The organism is Salinivibrio siamensis (genome assembly GCF_001996005.1).
GTDB lineage: Bacteria > Pseudomonadota > Gammaproteobacteria > Enterobacterales > Vibrionaceae > Salinivibrio > Salinivibrio siamensis.
The window spans coordinates 71880-85771 of record NZ_MUFB01000009.1; the positions used below are offsets into that span (position 1 = coordinate 71880).

Genomic DNA, 13892 nt, shown 5'->3' on the forward strand with positions numbered 1-13892 from the left:
GCCAGCGAACATGCCGTTCAATCAAGGGAGAGGGAAAGCAAATAACTAAGACGAGGAGTCGTCGTTTAGTTCATCGAACAAAGAAGGTTGGTAAGGCAGGGGCTCTGCGTCTAAAGCCGCGTCTTGCGCCTGTTTTCTTTTCGCGCGCAAGATGCGCAGGTAGCGCTGATGGCAAAGGCGGACGACATTGCGTTTTTGCTCGTTGGTAAACGCATACCAGTGAACACGCTCGTCGCGGCTGCGAAAGCATCCTTTGCAATAGCCTTTGTTGTTGACCTGACAGATGCCTTTACACGGGTTCGGCACCTCGAAAAAATCGAGCTGTTCCACGTCGACCTCCCTGCTGATTCTTTCATTCAAGCGGGTGGGCAACGAAATTGCAAATTTAGATTAAAACAACCCCAGTTGCGGCAGCGCCAACGTATCAAACTCTTTGCCGATAAAGGGCAAAATGCCGTCAGCAATCGGTTTTAACTGTTTATCAATATAATGCTGGTAATCAATCGGGCTACGCAAATAATCGCAGGGTTCCGGGCCATTTACCGTGATCACGTATTCTATCCAGCCACCCCGCTGGTATTGCTCGGGACGCCCAAGTTTACGGTTTTCACTTTCTGCCATCCGCGCCGCGCGCACGTGCGGTGGCACATTTTTTTGATACTCTGCCAATGGTCGGCGCAGCCGCTTGCGATAGACCAATGCATCGTCATGCTCACCTTGGTTGGTACGCTCTACGATGTCGCGAATAAACCCGTCTACTTCGTCACCATCAAACACACGTTGATACAACTGTTTTTGGAAGGTTTGTGCCAACGGGGTCCAATCGGTACGAACGGTTTCTAACCCCTTAAACACCAGTGTTGCCTCGCCAGACTGTCTGTCTACTACGCGGCCGGCGTAGCGCTTTTTACTACCCGTTTCTTGACCCCGAATGGTTGGCATGAGAAAGCGTTGGTAATGGGTTTCGTATTCGATTTCTAAGGCCGAGTCTAAACCATATGAGTTGCGTAAATGGCTTTGCCACCAGCGATTGATTTCACTCACTAATTGCTGACCAATACGGTCCGCTTGTTCGCTCGATTGCTCACCACCCAAGGACACAAACGTCGAGTCCGTATCGCCATATATGACCTCAAAGCCCTGCGCCTCAATCAATTCACGGGTGGTTTTCATGATTTCATGGCCACGCATGGTAATCGACGATGCCAAACGATGATCAAAAAACCGACACCCTTGTGAGCCCAGCACCCCATAAAAGGAATTCATTATGATTTTTATCGCTTGTGAAAAGGCTTTTTCACCGGCTTTTTTTGCTCGGTCGCGAGCTTGCCACAAATCATCAATCAAGGCGGGGAGGTAATGTTTTTCACGATGAAAGACGCCGCCTCGAAAGCCTGGCACCGTGTCCGCGTCCTGCCCTGCCTCTTGCGCTCTAAGTCCTTCGATAAGCCCCAAGGGATCGATAAGGAAGGTGCGGATAATAGAGGGATACAGCGATTTGAAGTCCAAGACCAACACCGAGTGGTACAACCCAGGCTTTGAGTCCATCACATAACCGCCGGGGCTTGCTATCCACCCTTCACTGGCAAGGTTAGGCGCCACATATCCCGATCGGTGCAGGCGTGGTAAAAACAAGTTGGTAAAGGCCGCTACCGAGCCCCCTACACGGTCAAGCTCCACCCCGGTTAACCGCGATCGTTCAATGAGAAAGTCGAGTAAATGGGTGTGATCAAATATACGGTTGACTAAAACACAGTCTTGTAAGTTGTAGGTGGCCAGTGCGACTTTGTCGTGATGAAACATGCGATTGATGGAGGCCATGCGATCATGGGGATTATCAATCGCTTTTCCCTCTCCCAATAACGTTTGTGCAACCGCCTCTAGCGCCCATGAACGAAACCCATAAGTCGCGGTTTTTAGTGCGTCGATACCATCAATCACCACCCGCCCCGACAAACTGATAAAGCCAGGTTTATTGCTCCCCCCATCCCGCCAATAAGCTCGCTCTCCGCCGCGCCCAAGACGTAGATCACGTTGATAGATGTGGGCGCGCTTCACAAGCAAGCGAAAGTCAAAATCAATCACATTCCAACCCACCACAACGTCAGGATCGTAATAGGTAAACCATCTTTCTAGCGCGCTCAGTAATGCTTCTTCGTCATCGACCCACTCTATCCAATCAGGGGCATTGTCTTGCGGGCTGCCCACCATGATCACTCGGCTGTCTTTTTCACTCGCGAGCCCCACTGAATAAAGTTGCCCTTTTTGTGAGCATTCAATATCCAAAGACACATGATGCAATGCGGGGGTGTAGTCTGCTTGTTTCGCTTTGCCTTGCGTCACCTCTAGGTAACCTTGACGTTGACGTGCTTGACCGGTGAACAACAAGCTGCCACAAATGTACCGCTCCATTAAATAGCGGTCGGCGAGCCTAATATCCCCTTCATACAAAGGAATAGCCGCCCCGCTTATCACCCTCTGTCCCTCTTGCGCGCGCTTCACACTACTGAAATAACAAGCCGCCACGGGGGTGTGTTGAAAGGTGGATAATGACACCGCTTTACAGTAAGCGTGAGGATCAACCGATGGGAGTAAAGCATCCACACGCGCTTTTTCTTCTTGAGGCACAAAAAACACGCTTTGCTGATCATCAATACACAGCTTTACGGGACCATCTGGCGTCGATAGCCACAGTACAATCGACGTGGTTTGGCCGCGATCACGCTGTTGGCGCGTGATCACGAAGCCTTGCTGCATGTAGGACGAAGAGAGTGAGGGCACAGGCGTTATCACGGTTGCATTGTGTAGGTCATGCGTTCAGTGTAACAAACCCCACCAACCACTGTATAGATAAACAGCCCTAAGTAGGTTGGTCGGGATCCTCAGCGCGCCCGGCAACGCCAATGACAACTACCCCAACCACCACGACCACAGCCGCGCTAGTGAGTCGCATATTCATCATGCTACTTTGATCCCAAGCCACCAGACCCATTAAGGCGAGCAAGACGGCCACCCAAATGAGCTGTTGTGCCAACAATCTCTGGGTTGACGCCATCATGCGCCAAAATACCCCAGCAGCGAACACAAACAATGCACCAGCAAGGACAGCAAACCCAACACCGCGCAGCGAAAGAAAACCATTGGGTAAGGTAAAGATGATTAGGGGCAACACCAACAATAAACTCATCCGTAAACTGGTCGCCACGATAACGTCGGCTTGATGAGCACCTTGGGTCACTTGCAGCCAAAAACTCGCCCATGCAGCACCACTAATCAGCCCTAGCACCATGCCTAACGGACTGGGGGCATACATGCCCGGCGCGAGTAAATATCCCAGTCCTGCGAAAATCAACATTAACCCCATCCACAACCAATGTTGATGCGTTGAACGGGATACCAGCCCCAAGACACCTTGCACACTCGCCACCACGACCAATCCCAAGGTGGCGATATCAAGTAATCGGCAGGCGAATACCGCGCTGGTCACCGCCAGGAAAAGCAAGCCTGCAAGGCGCCATGTGGTAAAAGGCGGCATTTGACGCGAGGCGAGAGCTTCCCCTTGCCAACGGTTGGCCACGTCCTTTAACGGGGAAAATCGCTGCCCTACCAACGCCATGACGGCGGCAGATAACAACCAAAGGCCAATGTAACTGGCCGGATCAATCCATTGATTAATCACACGGCGGCCCACCTCGGCATTGATCACCACAACCACAACCACCACTAACGCGCCAATGACACGATTCGCTCTTTTCATTCGTCCTCATACCTTATTACTGATTCTTTCAACARGACCGAACGCAGCCACCCATTCTTTCAACCCTTTGTTGTCTCTTGCGGACGCGATACAATACGCGTTTGTTCGTTTCCGGGAAGTATGCATGTCAGATCCGAAAAGCAAAGCGCTCAAAAAAATTGCTAAGTGTCTCGAGCTCAGCAATTCCGCCAATGTGAATGAGGCAGCGCAGGCGATCAAAATGGCCGAGCGGCTGATGCGTAAGCATGGTCTCGACCAGGACGACATTGACTTCATCAGCATGGGCAAAACGCGCTCAGAAAAGCTATTACCCGCTTCAATTGGCCAATCGATCTTAAAAATCATTCGCGGTATCAATAGCCGGTTTGGGGTGGAGTGTGTGCTCGTCAATCACAAGGGGCTAAAGCAGGCCGAGTTTATTGGTGATGCAGACCGTGCCATCTTTGCGGCCTTTGCCTTCGATGTGGTCTATCGTGATATGAATGAACATATCGGCCAGTTTCGCAATAGCTTTGCAGGCACAGGCACCAGTACGCAAGAGGTGACGCGGCGCGTACAGTCATTTACCACAGGCTGGCTTGAGGGCGCGCTCGATAAACTTCCTCAGCTTGACGCGCGTGATAGCGACGACAAAATCAAAAGCTATATCGATAAAGAGTTCGCCAATATTGACCGCGAGACCTTTAAGCAGCAACTGAAAGAAGCCATGGCGGCCATGACCGATGATTACGAGAGTGTCACGTTATCAATGGCTATTGGCGCTGCCCGCTGGCAGTCCAGTTGCTATGAGCTAATGTGAGCCTATAACAAGCAGCAAATGCGTAAAATAATTCTTCATATCCTTACTGAGGAGACAGTGGCATGAAAAAAATAGTGACAAGCCTAGGGTTATTAATCGCGGTGGCACCTACCGCCTATGCACAGCAAGACAGTGGCCTATATATGGGTGGCCGCATTGGTCCTTCGTTTTTAGAAGATAGCTGTGTGACTGACACCGATTGCGGAGATTCAGAGCTCGGCGCGGGGATAATCACCGGGTATGATTTCAACGATTGGTTTGCGCTCGAAGGCACCTATGATTACTTAGGCCGCTTTGATACCGCATTTGACCAATCAGGCACCACTGTTGGCGCCTCGGGCGATCTGACTGCGTTGACACTTGCGCCCAAATTTTCTTATCACTTCAAACCTGATACGGCGCTTTACGGTAAGCTTGGTGGCGCCATGTGGGACTTTAATAGCAACGCCGGCGATCGTGACGATGTGTCACTAATGGGGGCGTTAGGTGTCGATCACCAAGCAACAGAAAAACTTAACGTTCGCCTTGAATATCAGCACATCAACGATATGGATGATGGCTACTTCTCAAGCGTCGATAACAATTTGGTCACTGTCGGTATGACGTATCACTTTGGACGCACTAACCACGAGCCAATGCCAGAGCCGATGGTTGAAGAGCCAGTGATGGAAGAGCCAGAGCCTGCACCAGAGCCACAACCCGTGGTTGAACCACAATCAATCGTGCTCTCGGAAGCCGGCGAAACCGAAATGTTTGGTTTTGACAAAGCCACACTCTCTGACCAAGCAGCGGCATCGTTACAGCCCTTAGTTGATCGCTTGCTTCGCCACGAAGAAGCCACCGCGACGATTGTGGGTCACACGGATAGCAAAGGCCCTGCGGCTTATAACCAGAAGCTGTCTGTTGAGCGCGCGCAAGCGGTGGCAGATGTGTTCTTGGATGCGGGTATCGATGCGAGCCGCCTCACCGTCGAAGGCAAGGGCGAAGCCGATCCCATCGCCAGTAACAACACGCCGGAAGGACGCGCACAAAACCGCCGCGTTGAGGTTACCTCGCCCGAGATCGTGTACGTGGAAGTCAATTAACGCCACCCGCGCTTAAAATGACTTAAACGCCCAACAGGCCACCGTTTGAGCGGTGGCCTGTTTTATTGTGCTCGCGAGATCAAAAATTGACGGAGGGCGCGACAACACCTTGTAAATGGTTCTGCATCAAACGGTCTATTTCGATTCTGTCTTGATCACTCACGCCCGCCACCCGCGGGTATCTTGGCGCTGAGCGATCGTTATGATAAGCGCCTTCCCACCCCTGAGTGGTGGTTAAAAAGGCGCGAGCAAAGTCCGTCGAATAGCGCAAACACCCTGCCATTACCGTATCCACATAGGATTGCGCAATCGGCTTATCTGCATCTGGGGCACGCCGTGCATCAGCAACGTATACATACACGGGACCATCCAGGATAACGTCTTCAGGCAAAGCAATGTTTGATTCGGCTAACTGTAAACGCTGATAACCTGCCTCGCGCCGATCAAAATCGGGCAGTGATTGTGGGTCAATGTTTACCAATACCCCGTTGCATTCCCCCTCCCCTTCAAGCACCACCAGCGGCGAGATAAATGCCTCACTCACATTGCTCCAGTGGCGGCTAAGTCCACTGACAGTCACCGGACARGCCCACCCTGAGTCGCCTGTCAGCGCCCGTGAGGCTGGATTCATCAAACTCCCGTACCCAAATAGATACATGACGTTGCAAACTCCTTTATTGCATTCGCTGGCAGAACTAGAGGCGCTGCCTTGCTTTTCTCACTGAAATTGCCAGAATATCCGGCAATGTTGTCAACAAGGAAGTGATAATGGAACCACTCGATAAGCTGGAAGCACATTTTAAGCGCCTTTCGCATTTTCAGCACCTTGCCGCAATCTGCGGTTGGGATCAAGCAACCATGATGCCAGAAGGCGGCAACAAGGCTCGCGCCGAAGCCATGGCAGAGCTCGCGCTGTATTGTCATCACCAACTGACTCAACCCGAGCTGGGTGATTGGTTTGCAGATGTGGACGCAAAATCCTCGTCACTGACGACGACGCAACACGCCAGTCTAGAAGAGATGAAGCGCGAGTGGCAGCAGGCCAGCGTGTTACCCGACACCTTGGTCAAAGCGAAGTCTTTGGCTGGGGCTAAATGCGAGCATGCTTGGCGTCAGCAGCGCCAAGACAACGATTGGCAAGGCTTCGCCAAAAACTTGAAAGAGGTGGTTGCGCTCGCGCGTGAAGAAGCTCATATTCGTGCCGATCAAAAGCTTTGCTCGCCTTATGAAGCGCTGCTTGATTTGTATGAGCCGGGGATGACGGCAGAGCGTATTGATGAAGTGTTTGGTGCACTCAAACAATGGCTGCCGGAGACTATCCAAGCCGTGGTCGACAAGCAAGCCAAGCAGCCAGTCATCAAGCCTAATGGCCCCTTCCCGCAAGCGCAACAAAAGGCCCTAGGTGAGCAAATCATGAAGCAGCTTGGGTTTAGTTTTGTCCATGGTCGCCTCGATGTCAGCACCCACCCATTCTGTGGCGGCGTGCCCTCCGATATACGGATTACCACCCGCTATGATGAGCAAGATTTTACCTCCGCCTTGATGGGTGTGATTCATGAAACCGGCCATGCGCGTTATGAGCAAGGGCTACCTAAAGACCTAGCCGGTTTACCGGTTGGCCAAGCACGCTCAATGGGCGTACACGAAAGTCAAAGCCTATTTTTTGAAATGCAGCTCGCCCGCAGTGAACCCTTCGCAACATTAATCTGTCAGCAAGCCAAGCAGGCCTTTAACCGCCAAGACGATCCCGCGTTTCAGGTCGAAAACCTCCACCGCGTGCTCACTCAGGTATCACCTGGCTATATCCGCGTCGACGCCGACGAGGTCACCTACCCCGCGCACATTATGCTGCGCTATGACATTGAACGCGATCTGATCAGTGGCAAGATGGAGGTCGAGCATATCCCTGAGCGCTGGGACAACGCAATGCAGCAATATCTTGGCCTCAGCACCGCCGGGAATTTCAAAAACGGCTGCATGCAAGATATCCACTGGACCGATGGCAGCTTTGGCTACTTCCCGACTTATACGCTAGGGGCCCTCTATGCCGCACAATTGATGCAAGCGATGCGCCAGCAATTGGACGTGGATGGCATTATCGCCAGCGGCAATCTGTCACCGATATTTGATTGGCTGTCCCAACATATCTGGCAACGCGCCAGCACCACCTCAACCGATAACCTACTCAAAGACGCCACCGGCGAAACCCTTAACCCCGCCCACTTCCGCGACTACATTCAAGGGCGGTATTTGTAAGCCTCTCTACATTCCCCACGCCAGCCCAGCTGGCTTGGGTTTCTTCAGGTTAATCTGTTAATTCCATCACATTTCTGTACAATGCGCGCTCAGTCATATTTATCTTTACACCCTCCTCGCTGGGCCGTGAATTTATCGCTTGCCATAAACGATACGGGCCTTGGTTGAGTACAGTCGCTAGGAAACTCTTTTGATTTCAATCGCCAATATCACCATGCAATTTGGTGCCGAGCCGCTATTCGAAAACATCTCTGCCAAATTTGGTAACGGAAACCGCTACGGGTTAATCGGTGCCAATGGTTGTGGCAAATCAACCCTGATGAAAATCATGAGTGGTGCGCTCACACCTACCGCAGGCAATGTGTCCGTCACCCCAGGACAAACCTTGGGCGAGCTCAGCCAAGACCAATTTGCCTATGAGCAGTATTCAGTGATTGATACGGTGATGATGGGTGACCGCAAGCTATGGGAAATCAAGCAAGAGCGAGAGCGCATTTATTCTCTGCCGGAAATGAGCGAAGAAGACGGTATGGCCGTGGCGGAACTAGAAAGCCAGTTCGCCGAAATGGACGGTTACACCGCGGAAAGCCGCGCGGGCGACATTCTTTTGCAAGCGGGTATTGCCGAAGAGCTGCACTTTGGCTTGATGTCGCAAGTCGCACCGGGCTGGAAGCTACGCGTGCTGCTCGCGCAAGCGCTGTTCGCCAATCCTGATATTTTGCTGTTGGATGAGCCGACCAACAACTTGGATATTCACACCATCAACTGGTTGGCCGGTGAGCTTCAGCAGCGCCAGTGCACCATGATTATCATTTCTCACGATCGTCATTTCCTTAACGCCACGTGCACACACATGGCCGATATCGATTTTGGTGAGCTTCGTGTTTACCCTGGCAACTACGATGACTTTGTCGCAGCATCCAGCTTGGCACGCGAGCAATTACTGGCCAGCAATGCCAAAAAAGAAGCCGAACTGAGTGAGCTGCAAGACTTTGTTAACCGTTTTGGGGCAAATGCCTCCAAAGCCAAACAGGCCAGCTCTCGTGCGAAACGCATGGAAAAAATCCAACTTGATGAAGTCAAAGCATCCAGTCGCGTGCACCCGTATATCCAATTTACGGAAAGTAAAAAGCTGCATCGTCAAGCGGTGGAATTGCGCGAGGTGGGCCATGCCTTTGACGATTCTCCCCTGTTCCGTGGTGGGCACTTCTTACTGGAAGCCGGCTCGCGCCTCGCGATTATTGGCGAAAACGGGGTGGGTAAATCAACGCTGCTACGCTGTTTGGTCGGTGAGCTTGCGCAAAGCGAGGGCACGATCAAATGGTCAGAGAACGCATCCATTGGTTACTGTGCGCAAGATAACAGCGCTGAGTTTGATAACGATCTCACCGTGTTTGAGTGGATGTCGCAGTGGCGTACGGCCAAGCACGATGATTTGATGGTTCGTGGCATTTTAGGCCGCTTACTGTTTTCGGCTGATGATGTGAATAAAAAAGCCAAAAGCTGTTCAGGGGGCGAGAAAAACCGCCTGATGTTTGGCAAATTGATGATGCAAGATATCAATGTGATTGTGATGGATGAGCCGACTAACCACATGGATATGGAAGCCATCGAGTCACTCAACAAAGGGCTAGAGCAATTCCCTGGCACCTTAATTTTTGTCAGCCACGACCGTGAATTTGTTTCCTCACTGGCGACCGACATTATTGAGATAAAAGATCAGCAATTGATCCACTTTAATGGCAGTTACGATGAGTACCTCGCCCATCTAGAAAAAGTGCGTGCCGTGGCTTAACGCTGAGACTCGCCAACACTTTGCCGCTGAGGTGCTTTATTTCAGCGGCGATCCTCGCTATACCTAGATCACGGTTCTCTTTTCTGCTTAATGGATGATCATGATGAAATACGCGGCGACCTTTCTGACGCTCTCAAGTCTTATTTTCGCAACACCAAGCTACGCACTGTTCGGCCAAGGCGATAAAACGACCGATGTGATGACGCAAATGGCGACGCAATTCGCGGATGACCAGGCCAGCCAATCTCCCCTTGTCCAGTCGATTACCGACCAAGTGGATGTAAGTTCAACGCAAGCCGCCAGCGGCGCCAGTGCATTGTTAGCGATGGCAGCTAATAACCTCACCGGTAACAACCAACAAGAGCTTGCCAATCTCCGCCCCGATTTAACGTCACTGTCTTCGCTCCTTGGCGGTTCAGGCGTCAGCAGCGGCATTGGCTCCATCAGTGCATTATACGACGTCACACAGCAGCTCGGGATTGACCCTGCAACGCTTCAACAATTTGTGCCCATTGTGCTTGAGTACCTTGGGCAACAAGGTGCCAGTCAAGGGTTGCTCAGTTCCCTAACCCAACTTTGGCCTTAACCTCACACTCGCTTTCCACACGCGGCCTTGAGGGTCGCGTGTTTATTTAACAAACCGGCAAGAAAAAAGCATCGAGACGCGTTATCATATCCGCCTTGTTGTTCAACGCCGTGTGATTATGCCTACCTTTTCTCTTTCTGCGATCCCCATCGGGATCCGCTATATGCTCCTCTCTGCACTCGGGTTCGCGCTCATGTCGGCCTGTGTGAAATATGTCAGCATCAACGGCATCCCAGTGTTTGAGATTGTGGCATCGCGAGCCTTGGTCTCGCTAATCATCAGTTATACCGATGTCAGACGCAAAGGCTTATCGCCTTGGGGCAACAACAAACCGCTACTTTTATTGCGCGGCGTATTGGGAACCATGGCATTGATGTGCGTGTATTATGCGGTAACGACGCTGCCACTCGCCGAAGCCACCGTGTTGCAATACACCCACCCAGTATTTACCGCCATCCTAGGGCTCGTGCTGCTTAAAGAGCGTTTACAAGGGGCGACGTTAGTGTGTATCGCCCTGTGTTTAACCGGGCTCTATATTATGGTGCAACCTAACCTCAATGCATCCATTGACGATGCACTTCCTACCTTTAGCGTGGTAGTGGCGTTAATGGGCGCATTCGGCAGCTCGATTGCCTATGTGATTGTGCGCAAACTCAGTCGCACCGAAGACAGCTCAGTGATCATCTTGTATTTCCCCATGATCGCCTTACCGGTTTCCACCGTGCTGATGTGGCCGTCTTTTGTAATGCCCAGCCTGTCACTGACCTTGCTGTTGGTGTTAGTCGGCGTCTTTACCCAAGTTGGCCAATACGGCTTAACTAAAGCGATGCAAACCCAACAAGCGGGACAAGCCTCTGCCTACGCCTATATTCAAATCGTGTTCTCGACATTAATTGGGGTATGGATATTTAACGAAGTGCCCTCGATCTGGACATATATCGGTGGCGGGTTAATTGTCGCTGGCGCGTTGTTCAATGCAATGGGGCATCGTCTCTTTAGAAGACGCGCGAGTGTTTAGTTTCGCGCCCGCTTAGAAATCAGATGACCGTGAGAGCGCGCTCTAAATAGACACCCACTCCCTCGTCGGGGAGAATGGCTGCTTTCCTGCCCCAGGCAACCAGCCTAAAGTGCGGTTATTCCGTGCGAATATGTCGAATAGCGCCACTGAGCGAGTCAACATTCTCTTTCAAGTTAGAGACAATCGGGCCTAACTGCTCAATTGCCTCATTCATGTCACTCGACAAGTTCTTTATATTCGATAAGTTGCCAGAAATTTCGTCACTGACAGACAGCTGCTCTTCGGTCGCTGAGGCAATCGAGGTATTGAGGCGATGTATTTCTATTGCCGACTCTTTGATTGTCCCCAAGGCGTCATTCGCCGTGGTCATATTCTCACGCGTGGATGAGATCTTTTCAGCATTAATACGAATAGTTTGTGTCGACTGCTCGGCTTTACCTTGCAGACCACCGATCATTTCCTCTATTTCGCCAGCTGACTTTTGCGTGCGCTGTGCGAGTGATCTAACTTCATCCGCCACCACCGCAAAGCCGCGGCCTTGGTCACCTGCACGTGCCGCCTCAATAGCCGCATTAAGGGCCAACAAGTTTGTTTGCTCAGCGATGTCTTTGATTACGTCCAAAACATTACCAACATTGGTCGATTCATCAGCCAATTCTTGAATGACTTCCGAGGTTTTCTTGAACTCCGTTTCCAAGCTACCGAATTCTAGCATTGTTTTGTCAAACACCTCTTTACTCGAACCAGTTTCTTGCTCGGTATTGCCCGCATATTTTTCCGCCATCGACGTATTTTCCGCGACCGTTGATAATGCAGAGGTCATTTCTTCCATCGCGGTCGCAGCCATTTCCAATTCCTGATTCTGCTGGCTCGACACCTTAGCGTTTTTATCCGTGATGTTCACCAAACTATCTGTGATCTGGGAAATCATATGGTTAACAGTATTGATTTTTTCAATGGTCGACGAATAGCTAGTGATAACTTTATTTACCGTGCTACCAATCGTGCCAATTTCATTATTTTTGCTATCATCAACACGCAACGTTAGATCTGAGTTGTCATCAACGCTTTTAAGGGTAGATGCCATTCTATCAATGGGGTTAACAACATTACGCTTGGTGACCACATAACCCAGTACAGCAATCACAACCACAACGGCCAACGAAATATTGCCAATGAGAACGGTTTTTTTCACGCTAGCCGCCGCCTGATTAAATTGCGCATTGGTTCGTGTTTCCAATGCCACAAAAAAACGCTCGATAGGCTTCATGATCTTTGCTTTTTCTTGGTGATATTGCGGGCTGTGTAACAAGTCGATCGCCATTTGCCTATCTGGCTCGCCACGAACGGTATAGTTACCGCTACTGTCCGGATAAAGCCCTTTGACCGCATTCATGGCTTTCACTTCCATATTCACCAATCCATCAGAGTTAGCCTGAGCTTTTTTAAGAAGATCAAACTCTTTCTCCGTAAAACCAAGCGCCTGCATACGCTGGTTTAACGCGATCTTCTCTCCATCAGGTTTTGGCTTTTGCCCATAATCTAATACTAAATCCCAATAAATGGTGTGATAATCTTCAGGGCGAGGTTTCTCTCCGTTGCGAATAGCGAGGATATCCATGTACATCTTTTCGTACTTTTCATCTCCCGTCACCACATACGTTCTACCCAAGCGGGTCAAGTCATCAGAGCTTTGCCTTAATTCATCGGCCGTTTGGTACGATTCATATCGCACCTGAGCCATTTCATCGACTTTATTCATCAGGCCGTTGAGTTGAATAATAGTTATAAAACTAACGACAATCCCTGCCCCAATAATAAAGAACACTAACTTCATGGTGTTATTGATGTTCATATCCAACTCCTGCCACTCAACAACAGACAACATCGACCAAAATGCCACTACCGTTTGATCGTAGAATAGATTCTCGCCATCAATTAAAAAAAGCTGGACAGGAAAAGTCTCGATATCAATTAGTTTTTGATTACTCGATAAAAATAAACGCAACGATTAATGTAGGGCCATAAAGTTAAGTGGCTCAGAGATACATTAAACTAGTCATTTCAATGAAAAAGCCAGACAGGCAGCATCGCCACTGGCACCACCGACGTTAACGTTCACGTAGGTCGACAAGCGCCAGCATGATGTTAGTTATAGGTGCCAGGCCGACGCGCGCCCGTTGGCAATGTCCCCCTATCCAACATAGTGCTGGGGCTTGTGTCATCGTCGCTGCCTGTGCGTAGGTCGGACAAGCGCCAGTGCAATGTCAGCCATCTATTATCCAAGCGGACTACGCGCCTCCGACATCGGCGCCAACGATTAACCTCGATCGTGACAGGCGCCCGTTGGCAATGTCCCCTATCCAACATAGTGCTGGGGCTTGTGTCACCTACGCTGCCTATGCGGCAGTGAACCCTGGTAAATCACATAACATCCAATTTGGAAATTTCTAAGCTGCCTGTGCGGCAGTGAACCAATTCTCGGACTCATTCGGCGGCATGACTCTTTTCTAAGCTGCCTGTGCGGCAGTGAACTAAAATACGACGTGATACAGCGCGAGATTCGCTTTCTAAGCTGCCTGTGCGGCAGTGAACT

The 13892-nt window shown here is 50.7% G+C and carries 11 protein-coding genes and 1 CRISPR repeat array (1 of these 12 only partly in view); of the genes, 6 read left to right on the forward strand and 5 right to left on the reverse strand.

Annotated features, from left to right (window positions below):
* Nucleotides 1–45: 45 nt before the first annotated feature.
* From BZG73_RS06545 to BZG73_RS06555, 3 genes are all read right to left on the reverse strand, one after another.
* Nucleotides 46–330 carry a DUF1289 domain-containing protein gene (locus BZG73_RS06545; RefSeq protein WP_046073180.1) on the reverse strand — a complete coding sequence of 95 codons (285 nt, stop codon included), beginning with the start codon at nt 328–330 and terminating at the stop codon, nt 46–48.
* 60 nt (nt 331–390) lie between these two features.
* Complete coding sequence (locus BZG73_RS06550; protein ID WP_077667886.1) at nt 391–2757, reverse strand: DNA polymerase II; 2367 nt, start codon at nt 2755–2757, stop codon at nt 391–393.
* Between the two features lie 103 nt (nt 2758–2860).
* On the reverse strand, nt 2861–3757 hold the full coding sequence (locus BZG73_RS06555) for a hypothetical protein (RefSeq protein WP_077667887.1): 897 nt from the start codon (nt 3755–3757) through the stop codon (nt 2861–2863).
* A gap of 124 nt (nt 3758–3881) precedes the next feature.
* Here BZG73_RS06555 and BZG73_RS06560 point away from each other — a divergent pair, with 124 nt between their 5' ends.
* Both BZG73_RS06560 and BZG73_RS06565 read left to right on the forward strand, forming a co-directional pair.
* On the forward strand, nt 3882–4556 hold the full coding sequence (locus tag BZG73_RS06560; RefSeq protein ID WP_077667888.1) for a DUF2786 domain-containing protein: 675 nt from the start codon (nt 3882–3884) through the stop codon (nt 4554–4556).
* 62 nt (nt 4557–4618) lie between these two features.
* A complete protein-coding gene (locus BZG73_RS06565; RefSeq protein WP_077666227.1) occupies nt 4619–5641 on the forward strand; it encodes an OmpA family protein in 1023 nt (340 codons plus the stop codon).
* A 79-nt stretch (nt 5642–5720) separates the two neighbouring features.
* Here the strand turns inward: BZG73_RS06565 and BZG73_RS06570 are convergent, their stop codons facing one another.
* Nucleotides 5721–6299, reverse strand: a complete 579-nt coding sequence (locus BZG73_RS06570; protein ID WP_077667889.1) for a gamma-glutamylcyclotransferase family protein — start codon at nt 6297–6299, stop codon at nt 5721–5723.
* Nucleotides 6300–6409: 110 nt separating this feature from the next.
* Here BZG73_RS06570 and BZG73_RS06575 point away from each other — a divergent pair, with 110 nt between their 5' ends.
* From BZG73_RS06575 to BZG73_RS06590, 4 genes are all read left to right on the forward strand, one after another.
* The gene (locus BZG73_RS06575; protein ID WP_077667890.1) at nt 6410–7897 is read left to right on the forward strand and encodes a carboxypeptidase M32; all 1488 of its coding nucleotides are present in this window, start codon (nt 6410–6412) and stop codon (nt 7895–7897) included.
* Nucleotides 7898–8087: 190 nt separating this feature from the next.
* Nucleotides 8088–9692, forward strand: a complete 1605-nt coding sequence (locus BZG73_RS06580; RefSeq protein WP_077577774.1) for an ABC-F family ATPase — start codon at nt 8088–8090, stop codon at nt 9690–9692.
* Between the two features lie 100 nt (nt 9693–9792).
* Nucleotides 9793–10278, forward strand: coding sequence for a DUF2780 domain-containing protein (locus tag BZG73_RS06585; protein WP_235606024.1), 486 nt, complete (start codon nt 9793–9795; stop codon nt 10276–10278).
* 118 nt (nt 10279–10396) lie between these two features.
* Entirely contained in the window at nt 10397–11296 is a 900-nt protein-coding gene (locus tag BZG73_RS06590; RefSeq protein ID WP_077667892.1) for a DMT family transporter, read from the forward strand.
* A 115-nt stretch (nt 11297–11411) separates the two neighbouring features.
* Here the strand turns inward: BZG73_RS06590 and BZG73_RS06595 are convergent, their stop codons facing one another.
* Nucleotides 11412–13151, reverse strand: a complete 1740-nt coding sequence (locus tag BZG73_RS06595) for a methyl-accepting chemotaxis protein (protein ID WP_046073171.1) — start codon at nt 13149–13151, stop codon at nt 11412–11414.
* 532 nt (nt 13152–13683) lie between these two features.
* A CRISPR array of direct repeats spans nt 13684–13892; the repeat unit is 28 nt; unit sequence TTTCTAAGCTGCCTGTGCGGCAGTGAAC; it runs 239 nt beyond the window's last position.

Coding starts and splice junctions, on each gene's coding strand:
- BZG73_RS06550 (WP_077667886.1), bottom strand. CDS start 2,757: ATGCAGCAAGGCTTCGTGATCACGCGCCAACAGCGTGATCGCGGCCAA.
- BZG73_RS06555 (WP_077667887.1), bottom strand. CDS start 3,757: ATGAAAAGAGCGAATCGTGTCATTGGCGCGTTAGTGGTGGTTGTGGTT.
- BZG73_RS06560 (WP_077667888.1), top strand. CDS start 3,882: ATGTCAGATCCGAAAAGCAAAGCGCTCAAAAAAATTGCTAAGTGTCTC.
- BZG73_RS06565 (WP_077666227.1), top strand. CDS start 4,619: ATGAAAAAAATAGTGACAAGCCTAGGGTTATTAATCGCGGTGGCACCT.
- BZG73_RS06575 (WP_077667890.1), top strand. CDS start 6,410: ATGGAACCACTCGATAAGCTGGAAGCACATTTTAAGCGCCTTTCGCAT.
- BZG73_RS06585 (WP_235606024.1), top strand. CDS start 9,793: ATGATGAAATACGCGGCGACCTTTCTGACGCTCTCAAGTCTTATTTTC.
- BZG73_RS06590 (WP_077667892.1), top strand. CDS start 10,397: ATGCCTACCTTTTCTCTTTCTGCGATCCCCATCGGGATCCGCTATATG.
- BZG73_RS06595 (WP_046073171.1), bottom strand. CDS start 13,151: ATGAACATCAATAACACCATGAAGTTAGTGTTCTTTATTATTGGGGCA.